A 19,780-nucleotide genomic window follows, 5' to 3' on the forward strand; every position below is an offset into this window, starting at 1 on the left:
AAGATGTCTGCCGTTGCCAGCCCGTGCGTGATGCCGCGTGGCCCGGCCCGCGGCTAGCATGGCGTGCGGTCAATGCCGTAACTGCCGGGCGGGAGTTCTGATGGTCGAGATCCACGTGGAACGTATGATCGCCGCGCCACTCGAGCAGGTCTTCGACTGGCTGGCCGACCCCGTCAATTTGGCCGCCGCGCCGTTGGTTCTCAAGGGCTATTGGGCCAAAGGCACGTCTGGCCCGGAGCCCGGAGCGCTGCGCGAGGTGATCGGCATCGGCACCTATTTCCGTGAGGAATTCACGGCCTATGACCGGCCGCACAGCTATACCTACAAGATCGTCAAGTCGATCCCACCGTTCAAGCACGACGGTGGCACCCTGACGTTCACGGCCGCGGGCGATGGGACGCACATCGACTGGCTGACCAACTACACCCATCCGGCCGCGGCCGGAGGAAAAGTGCTGGAAGCGGTCAGCCGCCGACTGCTGCGCGGGAGTTTCCTCGCAATCCTGGACGCGTGCGCGAAGGCGCTCGAGACGTAACGTCGAGTTGCTTGGTAGCGCAAGGCTATCGGCTCGCTCGTCAGTGATGTGGGGCGACCGAGTCGGCCAGCTGTGAGCCGATAACGACCGCGACGATGATCACGATGAGCGCAGCGGTCGGCCACACCCACATGACCCGCTTGCGCGCAGCCGCGATGATGACGCCGCCGATGGCGATGATGGCCGCGACGCCGACGCCGCCCCAGGTCACCACGTAGGCCCAATCGAGCGCCGACGTGTCGCACCGGTTGCCCGCGCACGAATCGGTCGCCATCGCGAAAAAGAAGGAAAACGTGATGGTCAGCGCTCCCGCGATCCCGGCGAGCACGAACATGGTGATCGTGGCGATGGTGTCGGCAGTCGAACGCTGTTTCTGCTGCGGGGGATGGTTAGCCGTCATGTAACACCTATGCCCAATCCACGCCTCAGTAATCGCGCGGCAAAGCCGCCACCATCGTCTCGACCTGCGCGCGGTTGAGCGCGATGATGCTGCCGTCGGGTAGGCCGAGAATCCGGTCGGCGGCCACCCCGTGCAGTTTGAACCTGGTGGTCAAGACATCGATGGCATGCTGCCTGCTGGGCTCATCGGTCGCGTCGGCGATCTGGATGACGTTGGAGTGCAGGCGCGCGGCCAGACCTTGAATCATGTCGGCGACACCCTCGGGGTCGAAGGTGTGAAAAATGCCCTCGGCCACTCCGTCGGAGATCAACCGGGTCAGCAGCGGTTGCGTCAACTGCTCGCTCACCGTGACGATGCGCCCGTACAGATGCGCGTTCTCGGGCCGTAGCAGCGAGACCATCGCCGCCAGCTGCTCGGGTGTGCCGGTCTGCATCTTGACGTCGAAACCCGCCCGCAGCAGCGTGTTGAGCCGATCCAGCGCATTGCCGTCGCAACGCGCGATCGCCTCTTCGATGGCGGCGAGCTGTGTGTGGGCGCTGCGCTCGGCCAGCGTTGTGATGAGCGCGTCCTTCGACGGAAACCAGTGGTAGAAAGCGCCTTTGGAGACACCGGCGTCGGCGATCAGCTCGTTGAGGCTGACGTTCTCGTAGCCGCGCGCAACGAACAGCGCCGCAGCGCGATCCAGGATCTCGGCACGGCGTACGTCGGGGTGCTTAACTACTCGCGGCATCGGAGTGGTCCGGCACGGTGGGCTTCGCGATCCAGCCCACGTAGGTCAGGTACAGGCCGACCAATGCGATGGCGCCGAAGATGGCGCGCACTACCGGTATGGCATTTTCCTGCAGCGACTTGCCGGCCGAGTCGTATACGTCGGGAATCGCCAGGACGAGTATCCCGCGGATCGCGAGAAACCACCCCAGCAGTGAAATCAGAACCGCTGCGACACTTCGCCAATACTGAGGAAAGGCGATGATGACGCTGCCCCACATCAGCAGCAGCGCCCCAAGCGCCCACTGCCACATAGGATCTCGGCTGAACTCGTCGAGCAGTACGGGCATTTGTGAGGTCGCGCGAAACGCGACGATCGTCGGCACGATCAGAAAGAACGGTCCGAACGCGCGCGCGAACATCCGGGTACGAAACCGCGATGGATCCGGCTGGTTCATTGCTACCTCCACGGCCGAGAACGATAACCGACCAGTGGTCGGTATACAAGACCGATGGTCGGTAATGTCGTATGGATGTTTGCCCGCCGGCGGGGTATCCGGGAGAGATGGACGTTGCCAAGGACATCAAGGACTTCTTGATGTCGCGACGGGCGAGGATCACCCCCGAGGCGGTCGGCCTGCCGCCGGGGCGGCGCCGCCGCGTGCCCGGGCTACGACGTGAGGAAGTGGCTCGGCTGGCCGGTGTGAGCATCGACTACTACACGCAGGTAGAACGGGGGAATGTGGCCGGTGTCTCCGACGACGTCCTGCATGCGGTCGCCGGCGCCCTGCAACTCGGTGAGGCAGAGGAAACTCACTTGTTCGACCTGGTTCGTGCCGTCACCAGCAAGGGCGCCCGGAGCCGATCGGTTTCTCCCGCGGGCCGAACCATCCCGGCGGGGGTGCAGGCATTGCTGGACAGCATGGTCACCGCGCCCGCGATCGTGATCAACGGCCACCTCGATGTGGTCACCGCGAACACGCTCGGGCGCGCGCTCTACGCACCCGTCTTCGCCCGTGCCAGGGCGACACCGAATCTGGCTCGATTCATGTTTCTCGACGCCGCGGCCGAGCGGTTTTTTCCCGAGTGGGACCGCGAAGCCGACGACGTCGTTTCGCTGCTGCGGGCCGAGGCGGCGCGCGCCCCCGATTCACCGGCCGTCACCGACCTGGTCGGGGAGCTCGGATCGCGCAGCGAGCCCTTCCGCTCGAGTTGGGCGGCGCACAACGTCAAGTCACATCGCCACGGCTCCAAGCGATTCCGGCATCCCGAGGTCGGTGAACTGGAACTGACCTACAACGTCTTCGACATCGCCGGCGTCGGTGGGCTGTCGTTGATCGGCTATACAGCCGAACCGGGTTCACCTTCTGACGAGGCGCTGCGGCTGCTCGCCAGCTGGACGGTGACCGCGCGCGATTCAAATGCGGCGTCCACCTAAACTACTGAGCGCTTTGGTGTTTCGCGCTAGCTCTTAATCCGGCGCATCAGTTGGTCGGCGGCATAGCGTCCACTGACCACGGCCCCGATAACGGTGGACGGGTTTTTGGTGTCGGCAGCCTCGCCCGCCAGGTAAAGCCGATCGCTGATCGGGTCCCGCAGGCAGCGGCGATCGTCGAGCCCGGAACCGGGCGCGTGGAATGAGTAACTGCCCCGCGCATAGGGGTCGGTGCTCCAATTCGAGGTCCGGACTTCCACCGGCGCGACGTCGTCGCCGAACAGCTGGCGAGCGATCGGCAGCGCCCGGGCGGTCACATCGGCTGCCGAGGACGCCTCCACCGCCCGGCCGCGTTCGCCGGCATTGAAGGCCACCACGATCGGTCCGGCGCTGTTGGACAGGGTGAACCACTGCGCCCACGCGCCCGGGTCGGTGCCCATGAAGAGGTAGAAGGCGTTGTCCGTCTTCCATGTTCGCCGGTTGAACCGGAAGAAGGTCTTCGACAGCACGCCGAATCCCAGGGCGTTCACGGCGCGAGCATGTTGGTCGGGGAGCGGGGGATCGAAGGCGATCGCACCGGCTTTGAGCACTCCGAGAGGGACGGTGACGATCGCAGCGGGGCCTTCGAAGGACTGGTTTCCGGCGTGCACGGTGACGGAGCTGTCACGTCGAGTGATCGCGGTGACCGGCGTGCCAAAGACGATCTGAAGTCCGTCGGCCAGCAGCTTCGGCAGGGCGTCGTAGCCGTTCGTGATCACCGCCTGGTCGCCGTCGGCGTAGTCGCCGGTGTCAAATGTGTTGGCGGAGAGCTGGTCTGCGCCGGCCGCGTATTCGTCCTCGATCTCGGTGGCGACAAAGAATGCCAGCTGGGTGCGATCCGAACCCGAAAGCTCCGCGCGCTTGGCCGCGGCGTCGACGGCGGCGCCCAGGCTCCCGCCGGTGACCCGATCGCAGGCCCGTTCGACGAACTGGCGCCAGGAGTCGGCGTCGTAGCCCGTTGCCGGCAGCCGGCGATCCACCGCGAGCTTCGCCCAGCCGTAGTAGTCGGTCGGGATGACCTCGGCGTGCGCGTCGTGAGCCAGTTCCATCATCGGGTCGCTGGCGGTGCCGTGGATCCAGGACGCGCCCATCTCGATCGGCACACCCCAGTCGCGGTTGGTATAGACACGACCGCCGATGCGGTCGCGGGCCTCGATCAGGCGCACCGGCCATCCCGCGTCGACCAGGCGGCGCGCGGCGGCCAAGCCGGCCATGCCGGCACCCACGATCAGGACCGACCCGGTGTCCGGTTTGATCTCCGGCGGCGGGGGTGGTGGTGACACCGAATGTTCACCCGGTGCGCAGGCAGCCAGCAGCCCGCCAGTGACCGCGCTCATCGTTGCTGTGAGCACCGCCCGACGGGACATCGGGGACATGACAGTCAGCCTCTCACACCGCAACCGGCGCGGTGCCGGGGTTTGCCAGTTAACGACGAATTGTGTGCTGTGATCCGGGCGCGCGGGTTGGCCGAAATTGCATAGTTGGACGCTCGTGCCGTTATAAGATCGCTGCATCCAGAGTGCGGCGACGGGGCCGTGTTCGACGGGGGGAGCTGGCGATGAGTGCTCGGCGAACGACACGTGGGATTGACCCGCTGCCCGGCGTACTGCCGTCGAGCCGCACGCTGACCGTCCGCGCGGTCGACGGCACCCCGCTGCACGCGGAGGTCTTCGGGCCGCCGGACGGCTATCCGATCGTGCTGACTCACGGCATCACCTGCGCGATCCGGGCGTGGGCCTACCAGATCGCGGAGTTGGCCTCCGAATACCGGGTGATCGCGTTCGACCACCGCGGCCACGGCCGAAGCGGGGTTCCGCGCCGCGGCGGATACAGCCTGAAACACCTTGCGTCCGATCTGGATTGCGTGTTGGACGCGACGTTGGCGCCGCATGAGCGCGCCGTCATCGCCGGGCACTCGATGGGCGGGATCACGATTGCCGCGTGGTCGGCCCGCTACCGCCACAAGGTCCACCGGCGCGCTGATGCCGTGGCGTTGATCAACACGACCACCGGCGACCTGGTGCGCCAGGTCAGGCTGTTCTCGGTGCCGGGGCGGCTGTCGCCGGCGCGATCGCTCGCCGCGCGCGGGTTGATCAACGTGTTCGGCGGCGTCCCGATTCCGGGTCCGGCGCTGCTGGCCACTCGCAGCCTGATTGCAATGCTCGCGGTTGGAAAGGACGCCGACCCGAGTGCCGCCACACTGATCCACGACTTGTTCGCGCGGACACCAGCCGCCGGGCGCGGCGGTTGCACGAGGATGCTCGTCGAATCCCTGGGGTCGCGGTACCTGGACCTGACCGGGTTGACGGTCCCAACCCTGGTCATCGGCAGCGAAGAGGATCGCCTGACACCGATCGCCGCGGCCCGCGAGATCGCCCGCACCGCGCCCAACGTGGTCGGCCTGGTCGAGCTGCCCGGCGGTCACTGCTCGATGTTGGAGCACCACCGTGAGGTCACCGGCCAGCTGCGGTCACTGGCCGAATCCATCACCCTGCCGGTCGCGCAGATCAGCTCATAGCAGGGCGGTGATCTCGGCGGCCGCTCGGAGGCCGGACCGGACCGCCCCGTCGAAAAACCCGGTCCACTCGTCGGCGGTCTCGGTGCCCGCCCAGTGAATCGGTCCGACCGGTTCGCGCAGCCAGCGCCCGAACCGCGTCCACGACCCTGGCGGCACCGCCGCGGTCGGGCCACCCGGAGCGAAATCCTCGGTGCCCCAGCGATGATCCACATAGTCGAGTGGCTGAAGGGCCTCCTCGCCGAACAGCGACGCGAAGCAGCGCAAGGCGTCGCGGCGGCGTTGGTCGGTGGGCAGTGAATCGAACGCCCGGGCGTCGACAAAGCCCAGCAGGATTCCCGGCCCGTCGGCCTGCGGGCTGACGTCGAAGGTGATGAACACCGGTCCCTTGTCGGACAGCGCCTGTCCCGAGAGTCCGTTGGCTCGCCAGAACGGTGTCGAATATGCCGCGAAAGCCTTGCTGAGCCGGCCCTGCGGCCACTGTTCGACCAGACGCTGGTACTCGACGGGTAGTGGGGGGGTGAACTCGATGGCCCCGCGATGAGCCGGCGGGATCGCGACTATGACGAACCCGGCGTCGGCCGTACCCGCATCGGAGGTGACCGTCACGCCGGAACCGTGCCGTTCGATGCGGTGCACCGGGGCATTCAGCACGACGCGTGCGCCCAGTTCGTCGGCCGCCGACCGGGCGATTTGCTGGGTGCCGCCCGGGAAATGGTCCTGCTGGGCGCCGTCCTGGGTGTCGAGCATCCGGTCCAGACCGCCCGCGGCCCGGATGTAGCGCGCGGCGTGCAACATCGACACGTCTTCAAGTTCGCATCCCCAGGTGACCCGGGCCATGATGGCCATCAGGTCGCGCGACGAGGCGCTGGCGCGCACCGAACGCAACCACTGTCCGAACGACACCTCATCGAGCTGGCGGGCGCGCTGTGCCCGCCACGGTGCGTCGACCGGAATGCTGCGCGCGATTCTTTCGAATTGCCAACGCAGCCGGGCGATGTCGAGCAACCCCGTCAGCGAAAGCTTGGGGATGGTGCCGTGGTAGGAACGTGTCCAGCCGCGCCATTGGATGACGTTCTTGCCGTCATGGTAGGTAGGCGTAGTCGGGATCTGCAGTTCGGCCGCCAGCGCCAGCACCGCATCTTGGGTGGGGCCGACGAACGCGCCGCCCATATCCGCCGGCAATCCCGCGACGCTACCGGTGAACGCGCGCCCGCCCACGCGGTCGCGACCCTCGAACACCACCACGTCGTGACCCTGTCGCGTCAGCTCCCGCGCCGCGGCGAGACCGGCAAACCCCGCGCCGACCACCGCAACATCGACAGTCCACGACGGCATCGTCACACCCCCTAGTCAACCGCATGGTGACACGCCCGCGGTAGAGGACGTTCGCATCACGGCGATGGCAACCGTATGCCCGCGGCGGCGAACTGCCTAATCTGCGATCACGTGATTGCCACTGAGCCGGCCGCTACGGCTAATACAAGACCACAGCTGCGAACCGTAGCTCTAGGAAGCATGGTCGGCACCACGATCGAGTGGTACGACTTCTACCTCTACGCGACAGCGTCCGCGCTCGTGTTCAAACCGCTGTTCTTTCCTCATGTTTCGTCAACAGCCGGGACTTTGGCCTCCTTCGCCACCTATGCGGCCGGGTTCGGCGCCCGACCGATCGGTGCCGTGATCTCCGGTCACTTCGGGGACCGGTTGGGGCGCAAGGCCGTTCTGGTAGCCGCCTTGCTGACGATGGGGCTCGTCACCACCGCGATTGGGCTGTTGCCGACCTACGCCGCGGTGGGGGTGACCGCACCGGCGCTGCTGGCCGCGTTACGGGTGCTGCAAGGACTCGCGGTCGGCGCCGAATGGGGAGGCGCGGCCGTGCTCTCGGTTGAGCATGCACCGCCCGGGCGCCGTGGATTGTTCGGCAGCTTCACCCAGCTCGGTTCCCCGGCCGGCATGTTGCTGGCGACGTCAATCTTCTTTTTGACCCGCAAGGTGTGCGGCGCGGACACGTTCCTGGCTTCCGGATGGCGGATACCCTTTCTGTTCAGTGCCGTTCTGGTGGGGATCGGGCTGTTCATCCGGCTGCGGCTCAGTGACGACGCCATTTTCGAGCGTCTCAAAGAGCGCGACGACCTCTCGACGTTGCCGGTGCTGGAGGTGTTGCGCAGCCAGCCCCGTAATGTGTTGATCACCACCGGGTTACGAATGTCCCAAATTGCACTCTTTGTGTTGCTGACCACGTATTCACTTACCTACCTGCAGGATTCGTTCGGCAAGGGCAGCGGCGTCGGATTGATCGCGGTGCTGATATCGTCGGCACTCGGATTGCTCAGCACGCCAGGCTGGGCATTGTTGTCCGATCGAATCGGTCGCCGGCCCCCATATCTGTTCGGCGCGCTGGCGGGGGTGGTCGCGCTGGCGTTGTTTTTCGTCGCCGCCGCAAGCGGGTCAGCCATCGCGGTGGTGCTCGCAATCGTGTTCGGCGTCAACGTTGTTCACGACGCGATGTACGGGCCGCAGGCCGCCTGGTTCGCCGAACTCTTCGACACCCGGCTGCGTTACAGTGGGTCGTCGCTGGGTTATCAAATCGGAGCCGTGCTGTCGGGAGGCTTCGCGCCGTTGATCGCGGCGGCTCTGCTGGTGGCCGGCGGCGGTAGACCGTGGTTGATCGTGGGGTATTTCGCGGTGCTGGCGGCTATCACGGTCGCCGCGGCCTACGCGGCACGGGAAACGTACGGGGACCAAATCGAGTGGGCACGATGAACAGGATCTACCTCAATGCCTTCGACATGGCCTGTGTCGGGCACCAGTCGGCCGGGCTGTGGCGTCACCCCGAGGACCGCGGTTATCGGTATCGCGAACTCGGCTATTGGACCGAACTGGCCAAAATCCTGGAGGCCGGCGGCTTCGACGCGTTGTTTCTCGCCGACGTGCTCGGCGTGTACGACGTGTACGGCGGGTCTCGCGATGCCGCGGTGCGAGACGCCGCGCAGTTTCCGGTCAACGACCCGACCGCCGCCGTTTCCGCGATGGCGGTGGTGACCGAGACGCTCGGCTTCGGGATCACGTTGTCGCTCACCTACGAGCAGCCCTACGCGCTGGCACGCAGGTTGTCGACACTGGATCACCTAACCGGCGGACGGGTGGCGTGGAACATCGTGACCTCGTATCTGGACAGTGCGGCACGCAATCTCGGCCTCGACGCCCAGATTCCGCATGACCAGCGCTATGAGATCGCCGATGAGTACCTCGAGGTCTGTTACAAACTCTGGGAAGCGTCGTGGGAGGCCAACGCGGTGGTGCGCGACCCGGTGCGCGGTGTGTTCACCGATCCGGCCAAGGTGCACGACATCGAGCACAAAGGCCGTTATTTCACGGTTCCGGGACCGTTTCTGTGCGAACCGTCTCCGCAGCGCACACCGGTGCTGTTCCAGGCCGGCGCCTCGCCGCGCGGTGTCCAATTTGCCGCCGCCAACGCCGAGGCCGCGTTCATCTCCGGCCCGACACCCCAAATCGTGCGCGGCCCGGTGCGGGCGCTGCGCGAGACCGCTGCGGGGTTGGGCCGGGATCCGCGTTCCATCAAGGTCTTCACCATGGTGACCCCGATCGTCGCCGAGACGCACGAGCGAGCCGTGGCCAAGTTAGCTGAATACCGTGAATACGTCAGCACGACTGGCGCTTTGGCGCTCTTCGGCGGCTGGACCGGGGTGGACCTGGCCGAGCTGGGTGACGACGACCCGCTGCGTTACAGCGAGACAGACGCCAACCGGTCCGCGCTGGCCTCCTTCACCACCGATGAGCGCACCTGGACGGCAAGGGAACTCGCCGAAGAGATCGGCATCGGCGGGCGCGGGCCGCTGCTGGTGGGCTCACCCGGCGAGGTCGCCGACGAACTCGAGCGCTGGGTCGAGGAGGCCGACGTCGACGGGTTCAACCTCGCCTACGTGACGATGCCGGGCACCTTCGTGGACTTCGCGAAACTGGTTGTGCCCGAACTGCGTCGCCGCGGACGGGTCCCGGATCAGGTCCCGCGTTGCACGCTGCGCGAACGGCTGGGCGGTAAGGGACCGCTGCTGGCTGCCGACCACCCTGGCGCGGCGTACCGTCGCTGACGGTTTCCCGCCGACGTCGCGTTGTCCGGCGGATACGCCTCAATATGTCCCGAGGAGTCCACGGTGGGGTAACGCAGCACACCGGGCCTTTGACAAATGATCGATCATCGATCAAAATAGGCGGGTGAGGTCCCACCGATGCGAACCGAGGAATCGATGACAACCCTGGACACGCCCAAATTCCGCCGCGCCTATGACGATTGGCGGCTGACGGACATCCCGCACTATCGGGACGGGAACAGCACCTACGAGTTCGTGCGTGCCACCCACGAGGTGGACTACCGCACCTATCAAGCCGAGGCAGTGGCGGGCCGATCGTTCGGCTTCAACGGAATCGGTCGGCTGACCGAGGTCGCTTTGCACATGCCGACCAAGCACACGCTCCACGATCAGAGTTCGCAGTACAGGGAAAATCCGGCGTTCTTCCAGGCGCTGATGGGGGTACCGGATCGCGGACCGGTCGACTTGTTGGCGTTTCAGCGCGAAACCGAGGAACTCGCAACGGCATTCGAGGACAGCGGCATTACTGTGCATTGGATCGACTATCCGGAGGAGCCGACCAATCCGTACGGTCCGCTGATGGGCCATGTGTTTCTGTCGTGGGGTTCGATCTGGCGCGGGGGTTCCGTCATCTCCCGTTTCGGGTTCCTGCCCGGCATGGTCGGGGTGACCGAGTACCTGGCCAAGTGGGCCTGGAACACCCTCAACATCCCTCCGCTCATCGCCATCACCGAAGGCGCCATGGAGCCGGGGGCATGCAACATGATCGCCGAGGAGGTATTGGTCACCTGCTTGTCCGCCTCTTACGATCAGCGTGGGACGGAACAATTCGTCAACGCCATCTCCAAGACGAATGGCACGAGCGAGTTCTACAACCTGCAGTTGAGACCGGCCGTGGAAGGCTTTTTCAACCAAGCGACCGGCGCGTGCGCTCATCCGGACATCAACATCAACGCGATCGACGTCGGAAAGCTGGTTGTGTCTCCGGCGGCGCTGGACTGGGAGGCGCGTACCTGGTTGTACGACAACAACTTCGAACTGATCGAGGCCGACGCACAGGAGCAGCGCGATTTTCTGGCTCCATGCAACGTGCTGTTGCTGGAGCCCGGCAAGGTGATCGCACACGCGGACTGTCACGCCACGAACGAGAAAATCCGGGCCGCCGGCGTCGAGGTCATCGAGGTGACCGGTACTGAAATCCGCAAGGCGTGCGGAGGCATCAAGTGCCGGGTGATGCAGATCAACCGGGAACCCGGGCCGACTCTGGCGGATGTTCGGAACCGGGCGTGGCGCTCGGCCTAAAGTGGGGCGGTGTCCAACACGTCTGACGCAAGGCCCGAGGTGCGTGGTATGCCGCTGCGTGAACAGATTTTGGGTGTGCTGCTCGACGGGTTGATCAGCGGTCGGTGGCAACCCGGCGACCGGATTGTCGAACGGCAGGTCGCCACCGACCTGAACGTCAGCCAAGCGCCTGTTCGTGAAGCGCTGCGGGATCTGGAAGGGCTGCGGCTGGTCAGCTCGGAGCCCAACAAGGGTGCGCGTGTTCGCGACATAGGTCCCGATGACCTGTTGGAGATGTACCCCGTGCGAGCGGCTTTGGAAGGCCTCGCCGCCTCACTTGCGGTCGATCGACTCGACGGCGACGTGACCGCATTGCATCGGCATGCCGACGAGATTCGCAAGGCGGCCGACTTGGGTGACGTCGGCATGCAAGTTCGGGCCGGCGTTGCCTTCCATCGCGAGATCGTCGCCAGTGCGGGCAACCGGGTGCTGCTGGCGGTCTGGGAATCGCTGGGCATCGAGGTGTGGACGAATTTGTCGATTCGCTTGTTGCGCACCGAGTTACACGCAAACGTCGATGATCACATCGCGATCGTCGAAGCGTTCGCCAGACGTGACCCGAACGTCGATACCCTGGTCCGTGAGCACGTGATGTCCTACTGTCACGGGAGCCCGACCGATGGCCGCGGAGCAAAACGGTTACGGCGCAACCGTTAACCAGTCGGCGAACCCCGACGGGTCGTGGCGGCCCAGGGCGCCGTGCTCGTAGAGGCCCCACCCCTCGACCGGCGGCTTGTCGCCCTCGATGCAGACCGCGCGACCCACGTGGTCGATCACCCCGAAACCGGCACGCCCGATGATTGCCGGGTCGGTCATGTTGTAGGTCAGGCGTTCGGCGTACTTCTCGCCCTTCCAGGTGCCGTGGATCCAGTCCGAATCGCCACCGTAGCCGCCGCCGACGTGAATGGGCACCGGCAATTTGGACTCGACGTCGAAGTGGACCGGTGAGCCGTCCGGAGTGGTCGCGTCGATGGTGGCCCCGGTCGGAATGCGGGTGCCGGACGTGTAGTGGATCTTGACCCGCGGCCAGCCCAGCTGCTCGACACGGCCGTCGCGCCAGATCCGGGTGCAGTCGTTGAGCGAGCGGAACCCGTTGGGCTCCTCCTGGATGATCAACACGATCGCAAAGTCGTCGAAAGCCATTGGTACGTATAGCCACCACATGCCCTCGAACGGTGGGTCGGCGGGCCGTCCGGCCGGCTCAGCCTCGCCGATCGGGCGGATGCCCCACGACCGGTCGCGGCTCCCCAGCCAGGTGTTGGGGTCGACGACGATTTCCTCGCCGTCGATCACGACGTGTCCGCTCCAGCTGCCCAGCTGCGCGAAGCGCTGCGCGTCCAGCGTGACCCGGTTGCCGGACCGCAGGATGTGCGGCTGTTCCTGGACGACGTCGAACAGGCCCTTCCAGGTGAGATCGGCTGCGATGCCTTCGGTTTCGTCGAGGACGATCCGCAGCTTGTGCAGCGGTTCGATCACCTCGACCCGGTAGCCGTTGACGTGTTGGTTGAGGCGGTCTTGGTCGATCGCGTCCGACACGTGCACCGCGGTCTGGGTGTCACCGCGCCGGATCAGCACGAACGCGTCTTTGACACCGAGGTTGGGGTAGTAGCCAATGCCGCTGATCAAGAAGATGTCGCCGGTGCGGTCATGGGCGTTGAAGTAGGACCGGTCGTAGAAGTTGCGGTCCGAGGAGCCGGGCCACGCGATCGGCTGGGGAATCTGGTGTACCGGGTACTCGTCGAGCGGTCCGAGCATTACTGGTCCTCTCCGATAAGACGTTTCATCAATCCGGCGTGGTAGAACAACGACTCGACGTCGTCCGGCTTTTCGGTTTCGCCGAAGTGCACTCGCCGCGCACCGGTGCGCATGAACACACACGCCCACATCACACCGGAGTACACGTAGAACCAGCGCAGCTCGCCCACTTCGACACCGGCCAGGCGTGCATACGTGGCGCGGACGTCCTCCTCGCGCATCACATCGGGCAGTCCCGGCAATCCGGCAAGCCCGGTGAGCTCCTGGAAAACCATGTGCGCGTAAATCATCCACGCGACATCGAGCTCGCGCGGGCCCAGCGTCACCATCTCCCAGTCCAGCACCGCCACCGGTTGGAAGTCGCGGTACAACACATTGCCCACCCGGGCGTCACCCCACAGCAGGACGGGTTCGCGCGCGTCCACCTCCGTCGGCCAGTTGTCTTCCAGCCAGCTGAAAGTGCGCTCCAGCAGCGGCGATCGACCGATGTCGGGCACCGCGAAGTCGTACCAGTCCCGCACCCAGTTGTAGTGCCGGCGCAGCGCGGTATCGCCGTGGCCCTCGGACAGGAATCCAAACGTGCTCTCCGCGTTGGGGATTGAGTGCAGCTTCGCCAGTACGCCGACGGTGGCGTCCTGGAGTTCGCGCTGCCGCTCGACCGGTGCGTCGGCAAACCAGTTGTTGCCGAAGGTGTAGGGCATCACGTCGGGCGGCACGTCACCGGCGACGTAGTCCATCACGAAGAACGGCGTGCCCAGAACCTCGCCGGTGGGCTCGAGCCAGCGCACCGGCGGGACCGGGACCTCGGTGAGTTCGCCGACCTTGCGGATCACATCGAATTGGTGATCAAGCCGGTAGGTGGGGAAGACCTGCACGTCCTCGGCGCTCGGCGCGACCCGCGTGACCAGCTTCTGCTCGGTCGGCTGCCCGCCTTCGTGCCAGCGGGCGGTCAGGATGATGGTCTCCGACGACATGCCCGTCGAGTCGACCCCACTTTCGACCGTGACCGCGGGGTTCGCGCCGTCGGGCAGCACCGTGGCCAGCCAATTCGACATCACCGCCGGTAGCGTCGTGACGTCGCGGCTGGAGCGCTGAAGTCGGTCGACGTTGTCGAGCACAGGTTCATTGGCCACGGGGTGCCTCCATTCTTTGAGACCTTTCGCGGCAATTACGATACGGTAGGTAGCGTTATGAAAGCAGACCCGTCCGGCCTTGACAAGGCCCCAGGTGCCGGGCGCCCCAGGGACCCGCGTATTGACTCTGCCATCCTTGCGGCGACGGCGGAACTGCTTGTGGAAATCGGCTATTCGAACTTGACGCTGGCCGCCGTCGCCGAGCGGGCGGGCACCACCAAGTCGGCGTTGTATCGCCGGTGGTCGAGCAAGGCGGAGTTGGTGCACGAAGCGGCCTTTCCGACCGCGCCCAGCGCGCTGGAGACGCCGGCCGGCGACTTCACCGCCGACCTGCGGATGATGATCGCGGCGGCGCGGGATGTGTTCACCAGCCCGGTGGTGCGCGCCGCGCTGCCCGGGCTGGTCGCGGACATGTCGGCCGACCCAGACCTCAACGCGCGGGTGATGTCGCGCTTCAGTGACCTGTTCACCGCGGTGCAGGTGCGGCTGCGCGAGGCCGTCGATCGAGGTGAAGCGCATCCCGATGTCGATCCGGACCGGTTGATCGAGCTGATTGGGGGAGCGACGATGCTGCGGATGCTGTTGCGCCCGGACGAGAAGCTGGACGAGGCGTGGGTGGATCAGACCACCGCGATCGTCGTGCACGGGGTGACGCGATGACGCTGCGACTCGCCGGGCGCGCGGCGATCGTCACCGGTGCCAGCCGTGGTTTGGGCCGGGCGATCGCGCTGGCGCTTGCCGCCGAGGGCGCGGCGGTCGCGGTGGCCGGGCGCACCGAGCAGGTGTGGGATGACCGGCTGCCGGGAACCATCGGCGAGACCGTGGCCGCCATCGAAGTGGCGGGTGGGCGCGCGGTGGCGGTCCGCGCCGATCTGACCGACCGCGACGACGTCGCCCGGCTGGTGAGTGAGGCGCGAGATGCATTGGGCCCCATCACTGTTCTGATCAACAATGCGGCCTTCACCGCTCCGGGACGACCGCCGGTGCCCGGTGCACAGCCGCGGGTGAAGGCCGCCAGACCGGCCGGCGCCGCCAAACCCGGCTGGCCGGGTTTCGTCAGCACGCCGTTGTCCGCATTTCGCCGCCACTTCGACATCGCGGTGTTTGCGGCCTACGAGTTGATGCAGCTGGTGTCCCCGGACATGATCGAGGCCCGGGGCGGCTCGATCGTCAACATCACCTCGGTGGCCTCTCGGCTGCCCGGCAACGGACCCTATCCGGACCGCAGCGGCGGTGTCCTGCCTGGCTACGGTGGTTCGAAGGCGGCGCTCGAGCATCTCACCCAGTGCGCGGCGTTTGACCTGGCCGACCACAACATCGCCGTCAACGCGTTGGCACCGTCGAAGCCGATCATGACGCCTGGCCTGTCCTACTACGCCACCAACTTCGACGACACGGCAACTGAAGACGAATTCGCCAGGGCGGCAGCTCAATTGGCACTTGTGGACCCCGCGACCGTCACCGGTCGCACCATCGGTCATCACGAGGTGCTCGACGGCAGCTTCCGGCCGTTTGATCCTGCCTAGGCCAAATTTGCGCCGAGTGAGGTCAGGTTCGCGTGTCGGGCGCTGCGGTTCCCCGCGGCAGTGCCCTGGCTGCCGGTTGTCGCTGGCCACACCGCTGCCCGACGTGCGAGTATGAATCAAGCCTGTGCCGCAACGGCATAGGAAAACCGGCGAGTGGTGTGCCAATGCCCGATAAGCCGACAGGGCGCGTCGTTGCGCTCATCGTGCTGTTGATCGTGGTTGCCGCCGCCCTGCGCGGATACCTTCCGGCCCGCGATCATGCGGCGCGCGCGGAAGGCGGCGGCCGAGCGGCGCTGGTATTCGTCGTTGTCCTGCTCAGTGCGGCACTTGCGATGCTCGCGGTCGCGGTCATCGCGCGACTTCGGGATCCACGCGCGGTGGCACCGAAGGCGGGTGACCTCTCCGGGATGCTCGGTACCCGCGCAGGGCGGCCGAGCTGGCGCGTGGTGCTGATCGGACTCGCGGTGATCGTCGCGTGGTTGCTGATCGCGATGCTGCTGGCCCGGTTATCGCTGCCGCACGGGGCGCCTCCCGCGCAGCACGCACCGGACACCGGCGGCGCGCCAACCGCCCCCGCACCCACGTCGCGGCACCGGGCCCCGCAGAACGGCAACATGCTGGGAATTCTGCTGGCGGCCACCGTTGCGATGATGCTGCTCCTCGTCGTCGCAACATTCGTCATGTCGCGGCGACGATTGCGCGCCCCGACGCTGCACACCGCCGCTGATGACAGCGCCGAATATGTGCCGCCGGCACGGCCTTCGGAATCTCTGGTGCGAGCCGCCGAACTGGGGTTGGCCGAGATGGCCGACCGCGGGCGCGAACCGCGGCAGGCGATCATCGCCTGCTATGCCGCGATGGAACGTGAGCTCGCCGATGTTCCCGGAGCCGCCCCCCAGGACTTCGACACACCGACCGAGGTATTGGCCCGCGCGGTCGAACTCCGTGCGCTGCATATCGATAACGCCGTTCAGCTGGTGAACCTGTTCGAGGAAGCACGGTTCAGCCCGCATGTGATGAACGAGGGGCATCGCGACGTCGCGGTCGAGGTGCTGCGCCTGGTTCTTGCGGAACTTCGGAGTGCGGTATGAAAAGGCTGATAGCTCTAGGGGTTTGCTTCATCGCCGGAGCGGAGCTGCTGGTGTTGGTCGTGCACGATCGCTCCTGGGTGCTGGTCGCGTCGGGTGTCGCACTGGCCCTGGTGTTGCTCAATATTCGTCGGCTGCTGGGACAGGGGACCGAACCCGCGGCCGATTTGGACCCCGACGACCTCGGGGATTCGTTGCGCCGCTGGCTGGCCACCACCGAGACGACGATTCGCTGGTCCGAGTCCAGCCGTACGGACTGGGACCGGCATCTGCGTCCGATGCTTGCCCGCAGGTACGAAATCGCGACCGGGCAACGACTGGCCAAGGACCCGGCGGCTTTTCAGTCGACCGGCCGGATGCTGTTCGGGGCCGAACTGTGGGAATGGGTCAATCCCAACAACATCGAGCGCTCCGCTGACCACCAGCCCGGTCCTGGCCGGGCCGCGTTCGAAGAAATCCTCCGCAGGTTGGAGCAGGTATGACAGGGGGTGCGGCGATGCCGACCGCTTTGCCGGCCAGTACGACCACGGCACACTGCGAGGCGGTGCTCGACGAAATCGAGCGCGTGGTGGTGGGCAAGCGTTCCGCGCTGACCCTCATCCTCACCGCCGTCCTGGCGCGCGGCCACGTCCTCATCGAAGATCTGCCCGGGCTCGGCAAGACACTGATCGCGAGATCCTTTGCCGCCGCGCTGGGTCTGCGATTCACCCGGGTGCAGTTCACACCGGACCTGCTGCCCGCGGACTTGCTCGGGTCGACGATCTACGACATGCAGTCGGGCCATTTCGCATTCCGGGCCGGGCCCATCTTCACCAATCTGCTGCTCGCCGACGAGATCAACCGCACACCCCCCAAGACTCAGGCGGCGCTGCTCGAGGCGATGGCCGAAGGGCAGGTCAGCATCGACGGCGAAACCCACAAGTTGCCAATGCCTTTCATTGTTCTGGCGACCGACAACCCGATCGAATACGAGGGCACCTACCCGCTGCCGGAGGCGCAGCTGGATCGCTTCGCGATGCGATTGGAACTGCGCTACCTCTCCGAGCGCGACGAGACCTCGATGCTGCGCCGCCGTCTGGAACGCGGCTCGGCCGAACCGACCGTCAATCAGGTGGTCGACGCCCAGGACCTACTGGCGATGCGCGAATCGGTGGAGCAGGTGACGGTGCACGAGGATGTCCTTCGTTATGTGGTGTCACTGGCCACCGCCACGCGCCGCCATCCGCAGGTCGCCGTCGGCGCGAGCCCGCGTGCCGAACTCGACCTGGTTCAGCTCGCCCGGGCGCGGGCGCTGTTGCTTGGCCGTGACTATGTGATCCCCGAGGACGTCAAGGCGCTCGCGGTAGCGGCTGTCGCGCACCGAATTACCCTGCGTCCGGAGATGTGGGTTCGCAAGATTCAGGGTGCCGATGTCGTCGGAGAACTGTTGCGACGCTTGCCGGTACCACGCACCGGCGAGGGCACCCCATGAGCTTGTCATGATCGAGGCCGAGTTCCGCTGGCGCGCTGCGCCATTGACGCGGGCGATCGCGACCTGCGGTGGCGTTGCCCTCGTTGCCGCTGTGATCGGTGCGCATTGGCAGCTCATCGCGTTCGCGGCGCCGCTGCTCGGCGTGCTGTGCTCGATCAGCTGGCAACACCCGGTCCCGAAGATTTATGTGCAGGCAGAACCGGAGTCACAGCGGTGCTTCGAAGGGGAGCCGGCGCGGGTCAGGCTATCGGCAACCGAGGAAGCTGGGGCGCCCAATGTCTGGGCGGTCGAGCTCACGGTTCCCGCCGTCGAGGGCCTGCAGTTCGAGGTTGTCGATTCGGATTCTTCGCACGCGAAAACGGTTGCCGCCGTGGCGCAGCGCTGGGGCCGATACGCGATCCGCGCCCGGGTCGACGCGGTGGCCCGCGGTGGGTTGCTCACCGGGACGGCGATCGTCGATGCCGCCGATGTCATCGTGTTTCCGCTGACGCCACCGCAGCCGACGCCCATCCCGCGAACCGAGTTGCTCGACCGTCTCGGCGCTCACCTGACCGGGCATGTCGGTCCGGGCGTCGAGTATGCCGATATCCGGCCCTACGTTCCGGGTGATCAATTGCGGGCGGTGAATTGGCCGGTGAGCGCGCGGCGCGGTCAGCTGCACGTGACGGAACGGTTGACCGACCGTGCCGCCGACGTCGTGGTGCTGATCGATGGGTACCGGCAGCCGGCGGGCCCGGCAACCGATGCCACCGAGCGAGTGGTGCGCGGTGCGGCTCAGGTGGTGCAGGCCGCGCTGCGCTACAGCGATCGCGCCGGAATCGTGGCGCTCGGTGGCAATCGCCCGCGCTGGCTCGGCGCCGATATCGGTCAGCGCCAGTTCTACCGGATCCTCGATACGGTGCTGGCTGCGGGCGATCGATTCGAAAACACCACCGGCACACTGGCTCCGCGTGCGGCGGTCCCGGCCGGCGCCATCGTCATCGCGTTCTCCACCCTGCTCGACACGGAATTCGCGCTGGCGCTGATCGATCTACGCAAGCGCGGTCATGTCGTGATCGCCGTCGACACTCTCGATGCTTCACCGTTCGAAGGCGAACAGGACCCGCTGGTGGACCGGCTGTGGGCGTTGCAGCGGGCCGCCATGTATCGCGATATGGCGACCATCGGCGTCGACATCGTCTCCTGGCAGAAAGATCACCCGCTGGAGCAGTCGATGGGTGTGATGCCGGATCGCCGCCACCGCGTGCGCGGACGGCTGCGGGGGTAGCCATGTCGTCTATCGCGCGCCTGGGAGTCCATGCTCTGGCGATGGCCTTCGGCCTGCTGATGGTCGGCCTGGCCGCCGTCGACGCCCACGGCCTGGCGCTGGGCGCCGGGATGACGGCGCTGGCCGCGGTGGCGCTCGGGATCGTCTTTCGGCCCGCCGCGACGGTTGCCGTGCTGCTGTGCGTGACCGCGATCGCGATCTCCGATCCCTCCTATACGTTCGTGGGACTTTCGGGGTTGTGCGCGGCTGCCTACCTGGTATGCCGATACGCGGCTGGAATGCCGGACGCGTTCGCGATGGCGAGTTGGCCGACATTGGTTGGCGCCGTGGGATTTACCCTTGTGGGCGTGGTGGCGATGGCATTCCCCCTGCACCTGCCATGGGTACCGTTGGCGGCGCCGCTGGCGGTGCTGGCGATCTACGTACTCGCGACACGTCCGTTCTTGAGCTGA

The 19,780-nt window shown here is 66.3% G+C and carries 21 protein-coding genes; 14 read left to right on the top strand and 7 right to left on the bottom strand.

Annotation, left to right across the window (positions count from 1 at the left end; genetic code table 11):
• Positions 1 to 100 precede the first annotated feature (100 nt).
• The gene (locus MAAFP003_RS06775) at positions 101 to 535 is read left to right on the top strand and encodes an SRPBCC family protein (protein ID WP_096285537.1); all 435 of its coding nucleotides are present in this window, start codon (positions 101 to 103) and stop codon (positions 533 to 535) included.
• A 40-nt stretch (positions 536 to 575) separates the two neighbouring features.
• Here the strand turns inward: MAAFP003_RS06775 and MAAFP003_RS06780 are convergent, their stop codons facing one another.
• Genes MAAFP003_RS06780 through MAAFP003_RS06790 form a run of 3 tightly spaced genes read right to left on the bottom strand, consistent with a single transcriptional unit; the run spans position 576 to position 2,101 of the window.
• Positions 576 to 935, bottom strand: coding sequence for a hypothetical protein (locus MAAFP003_RS06780; RefSeq protein WP_096285539.1), 360 nt, complete (start codon positions 933 to 935; stop codon positions 576 to 578).
• A gap of 25 nt (positions 936 to 960) precedes the next feature.
• A complete protein-coding gene (locus MAAFP003_RS06785) occupies positions 961 to 1,665 on the bottom strand; it encodes a TetR/AcrR family transcriptional regulator (protein WP_096285541.1) in 705 nt (234 codons plus the stop codon).
• A complete protein-coding gene (locus MAAFP003_RS06790) occupies positions 1,649 to 2,101 on the bottom strand; it encodes a hypothetical protein (RefSeq protein WP_096285542.1) in 453 nt (150 codons plus the stop codon). Before MAAFP003_RS06790 ends, MAAFP003_RS06785 begins: the two co-directional genes overlap by 17 nt.
• A gap of 107 nt (positions 2,102 to 2,208) precedes the next feature.
• Here MAAFP003_RS06790 and MAAFP003_RS06795 point away from each other — a divergent pair, with 107 nt between their 5' ends.
• Complete coding sequence (locus MAAFP003_RS06795; RefSeq protein WP_096285544.1) at positions 2,209 to 3,081, top strand: helix-turn-helix transcriptional regulator; 873 nt, start codon at positions 2,209 to 2,211, stop codon at positions 3,079 to 3,081.
• Between the two features lie 26 nt (positions 3,082 to 3,107).
• Here the strand turns inward: MAAFP003_RS06795 and MAAFP003_RS06800 are convergent, their stop codons facing one another.
• Complete coding sequence (locus tag MAAFP003_RS06800) at positions 3,108 to 4,454, bottom strand: flavin monoamine oxidase family protein (RefSeq protein ID WP_341477076.1); 1,347 nt, start codon at positions 4,452 to 4,454, stop codon at positions 3,108 to 3,110.
• Positions 4,455 to 4,675: 221 nt separating this feature from the next.
• Here MAAFP003_RS06800 and MAAFP003_RS06805 point away from each other — a divergent pair, with 221 nt between their 5' ends.
• On the top strand, positions 4,676 to 5,635 hold the full coding sequence (locus tag MAAFP003_RS06805) for an alpha/beta fold hydrolase (RefSeq protein ID WP_096285548.1): 960 nt from the start codon (positions 4,676 to 4,678) through the stop codon (positions 5,633 to 5,635).
• Here MAAFP003_RS06805 and MAAFP003_RS06810 read toward each other — a convergent pair.
• The gene (locus MAAFP003_RS06810; protein ID WP_096285550.1) at positions 5,630 to 6,976 is read right to left on the bottom strand and encodes a flavin monoamine oxidase family protein; all 1,347 of its coding nucleotides are present in this window, start codon (positions 6,974 to 6,976) and stop codon (positions 5,630 to 5,632) included. The genes MAAFP003_RS06805 and MAAFP003_RS06810 overlap by 6 nt on opposite strands.
• 174 nt (positions 6,977 to 7,150) lie before the next feature.
• On the opposite strand from MAAFP003_RS06810, the gene MAAFP003_RS06815 reads away from it, so the two are divergent.
• The 4 genes from MAAFP003_RS06815 to MAAFP003_RS06830 all read left to right on the top strand — a co-directional run bounded on the left by MAAFP003_RS06815 (position 7,151) and on the right by MAAFP003_RS06830 (position 11,745).
• On the top strand, positions 7,151 to 8,398 hold the full coding sequence (locus MAAFP003_RS06815; protein ID WP_165796321.1) for an MFS transporter: 1,248 nt from the start codon (positions 7,151 to 7,153) through the stop codon (positions 8,396 to 8,398).
• On the top strand, positions 8,395 to 9,747 hold the full coding sequence (locus tag MAAFP003_RS06820) for an LLM class flavin-dependent oxidoreductase (RefSeq protein WP_096285554.1): 1,353 nt from the start codon (positions 8,395 to 8,397) through the stop codon (positions 9,745 to 9,747). The genes MAAFP003_RS06815 and MAAFP003_RS06820 overlap by 4 nt, the downstream gene beginning before the upstream one ends.
• Before the next feature lie 156 nt (positions 9,748 to 9,903).
• Positions 9,904 to 11,049, top strand: a complete 1,146-nt coding sequence (gene nnhA / locus MAAFP003_RS06825; RefSeq protein ID WP_341477083.1) for a 2-nitroimidazole nitrohydrolase — start codon at positions 9,904 to 9,906, stop codon at positions 11,047 to 11,049.
• A 9-nt stretch (positions 11,050 to 11,058) separates the two neighbouring features.
• Positions 11,059 to 11,745: a GntR family transcriptional regulator gene (locus MAAFP003_RS06830; protein ID WP_207768476.1), complete on the top strand. Its 687-nt coding sequence runs from the start codon at positions 11,059 to 11,061 to the stop codon at positions 11,743 to 11,745.
• Here the strand turns inward: MAAFP003_RS06830 and MAAFP003_RS06835 are convergent.
• Both MAAFP003_RS06835 and MAAFP003_RS06840 read right to left on the bottom strand, forming a co-directional pair.
• The gene (locus tag MAAFP003_RS06835; RefSeq protein WP_096285560.1) at positions 11,728 to 12,843 is read right to left on the bottom strand and encodes an Rv3169 family protein; all 1,116 of its coding nucleotides are present in this window, start codon (positions 12,841 to 12,843) and stop codon (positions 11,728 to 11,730) included. The two genes, MAAFP003_RS06830 and MAAFP003_RS06835, sit on opposite strands and share 18 nt — an antisense overlap.
• Positions 12,843 to 13,976 (bottom strand): phosphotransferase family protein, encoded by a 1,134-nt coding sequence (locus tag MAAFP003_RS06840; protein WP_096285562.1) that lies wholly within the window; start codon positions 13,974 to 13,976, stop codon positions 12,843 to 12,845. The genes MAAFP003_RS06835 and MAAFP003_RS06840 overlap by 1 nt, the downstream gene beginning before the upstream one ends.
• Positions 13,977 to 14,033: 57 nt before the next feature.
• On the opposite strand from MAAFP003_RS06840, the gene MAAFP003_RS06845 reads away from it, so the two are divergent.
• The 7 genes from MAAFP003_RS06845 to MAAFP003_RS06875 all read left to right on the top strand — a co-directional run bounded on the left by MAAFP003_RS06845 (position 14,034) and on the right by MAAFP003_RS06875 (position 19,780).
• Entirely contained in the window at positions 14,034 to 14,636 is a 603-nt protein-coding gene (locus MAAFP003_RS06845) for a TetR/AcrR family transcriptional regulator (protein ID WP_096285564.1), read from the top strand.
• Positions 14,633 to 15,502: an SDR family NAD(P)-dependent oxidoreductase gene (locus tag MAAFP003_RS06850; protein WP_096285566.1), complete on the top strand. Its 870-nt coding sequence runs from the start codon at positions 14,633 to 14,635 to the stop codon at positions 15,500 to 15,502. The genes MAAFP003_RS06845 and MAAFP003_RS06850 overlap by 4 nt, the downstream gene beginning before the upstream one ends.
• A gap of 164 nt (positions 15,503 to 15,666) precedes the next feature.
• Complete coding sequence (locus tag MAAFP003_RS06855; RefSeq protein WP_096285568.1) at positions 15,667 to 16,593, top strand: DUF4129 domain-containing protein; 927 nt, start codon at positions 15,667 to 15,669, stop codon at positions 16,591 to 16,593.
• Positions 16,590 to 17,072 carry a hypothetical protein gene (locus MAAFP003_RS06860; RefSeq protein ID WP_096285570.1) on the top strand — a complete coding sequence of 161 codons (483 nt, stop codon included), beginning with the start codon at positions 16,590 to 16,592 and terminating at the stop codon, positions 17,070 to 17,072. Before MAAFP003_RS06855 ends, MAAFP003_RS06860 begins: the two co-directional genes overlap by 4 nt.
• Positions 17,073 to 17,086: 14 nt before the next feature.
• Positions 17,087 to 18,061, top strand: a complete 975-nt coding sequence (locus MAAFP003_RS06865) for an AAA family ATPase (RefSeq protein ID WP_096290924.1) — start codon at positions 17,087 to 17,089, stop codon at positions 18,059 to 18,061.
• A 7-nt stretch (positions 18,062 to 18,068) separates the two neighbouring features.
• Positions 18,069 to 19,328: a DUF58 domain-containing protein gene (locus tag MAAFP003_RS06870; protein WP_096285572.1), complete on the top strand. Its 1,260-nt coding sequence runs from the start codon at positions 18,069 to 18,071 to the stop codon at positions 19,326 to 19,328.
• 2 nt (positions 19,329 to 19,330) lie between these two features.
• Positions 19,331 to 19,780, top strand: coding sequence for a hypothetical protein (locus MAAFP003_RS06875; RefSeq protein ID WP_096285574.1), 450 nt, complete (start codon positions 19,331 to 19,333; stop codon positions 19,778 to 19,780).

It is taken from the genome of Mycobacterium ahvazicum (assembly GCF_900176255.2).
In the GTDB taxonomy this organism is placed as follows: domain Bacteria; phylum Actinomycetota; class Actinomycetes; order Mycobacteriales; family Mycobacteriaceae; genus Mycobacterium; species Mycobacterium ahvazicum.

Excerpts from the sequence above, each read along its gene's own strand:
- MAAFP003_RS06805 (WP_096285548.1), top strand. The coding sequence starts at position 4,676 with ATGAGTGCTCGGCGAACGACACGTGGGATTGACCCGCTGCCCGGCGTA.
- MAAFP003_RS06850 (WP_096285566.1), top strand. The coding sequence starts at position 14,633 with ATGACGCTGCGACTCGCCGGGCGCGCGGCGATCGTCACCGGTGCCAGC.
- MAAFP003_RS06780 (WP_096285539.1), bottom strand. The coding sequence starts at position 935 with ATGACGGCTAACCATCCCCCGCAGCAGAAACAGCGTTCGACTGCCGAC.
- MAAFP003_RS06775 (WP_096285537.1), top strand. The coding sequence starts at position 101 with ATGGTCGAGATCCACGTGGAACGTATGATCGCCGCGCCACTCGAGCAG.
- MAAFP003_RS06800 (WP_341477076.1), bottom strand. The coding sequence starts at position 4,454 with ATGAGCGCGGTCACTGGCGGGCTGCTGGCTGCCTGCGCACCGGGTGAA.
- nnhA (WP_341477083.1), top strand. The coding sequence starts at position 9,904 with ATGACAACCCTGGACACGCCCAAATTCCGCCGCGCCTATGACGATTGG.
- MAAFP003_RS06790 (WP_096285542.1), bottom strand. The coding sequence starts at position 2,101 with ATGAACCAGCCGGATCCATCGCGGTTTCGTACCCGGATGTTCGCGCGC.
- MAAFP003_RS06835 (WP_096285560.1), bottom strand. The coding sequence starts at position 12,843 with ATGCTCGGACCGCTCGACGAGTACCCGGTACACCAGATTCCCCAGCCG.
- MAAFP003_RS06875 (WP_096285574.1), top strand. The coding sequence starts at position 19,331 with ATGTCGTCTATCGCGCGCCTGGGAGTCCATGCTCTGGCGATGGCCTTC.
- MAAFP003_RS06785 (WP_096285541.1), bottom strand. The coding sequence starts at position 1,665 with ATGCCGCGAGTAGTTAAGCACCCCGACGTACGCCGTGCCGAGATCCTG.
- MAAFP003_RS06820 (WP_096285554.1), top strand. The coding sequence starts at position 8,395 with ATGAACAGGATCTACCTCAATGCCTTCGACATGGCCTGTGTCGGGCAC.
- MAAFP003_RS06845 (WP_096285564.1), top strand. The coding sequence starts at position 14,034 with ATGAAAGCAGACCCGTCCGGCCTTGACAAGGCCCCAGGTGCCGGGCGC.
- MAAFP003_RS06860 (WP_096285570.1), top strand. The coding sequence starts at position 16,590 with ATGAAAAGGCTGATAGCTCTAGGGGTTTGCTTCATCGCCGGAGCGGAG.
- MAAFP003_RS06870 (WP_096285572.1), top strand. The coding sequence starts at position 18,069 with ATGATCGAGGCCGAGTTCCGCTGGCGCGCTGCGCCATTGACGCGGGCG.
- MAAFP003_RS06865 (WP_096290924.1), top strand. The coding sequence starts at position 17,087 with ATGCCGACCGCTTTGCCGGCCAGTACGACCACGGCACACTGCGAGGCG.
- MAAFP003_RS06855 (WP_096285568.1), top strand. The coding sequence starts at position 15,667 with ATGCCCGATAAGCCGACAGGGCGCGTCGTTGCGCTCATCGTGCTGTTG.
- MAAFP003_RS06815 (WP_165796321.1), top strand. The coding sequence starts at position 7,151 with ATGGTCGGCACCACGATCGAGTGGTACGACTTCTACCTCTACGCGACA.
- MAAFP003_RS06795 (WP_096285544.1), top strand. The coding sequence starts at position 2,209 with ATGGACGTTGCCAAGGACATCAAGGACTTCTTGATGTCGCGACGGGCG.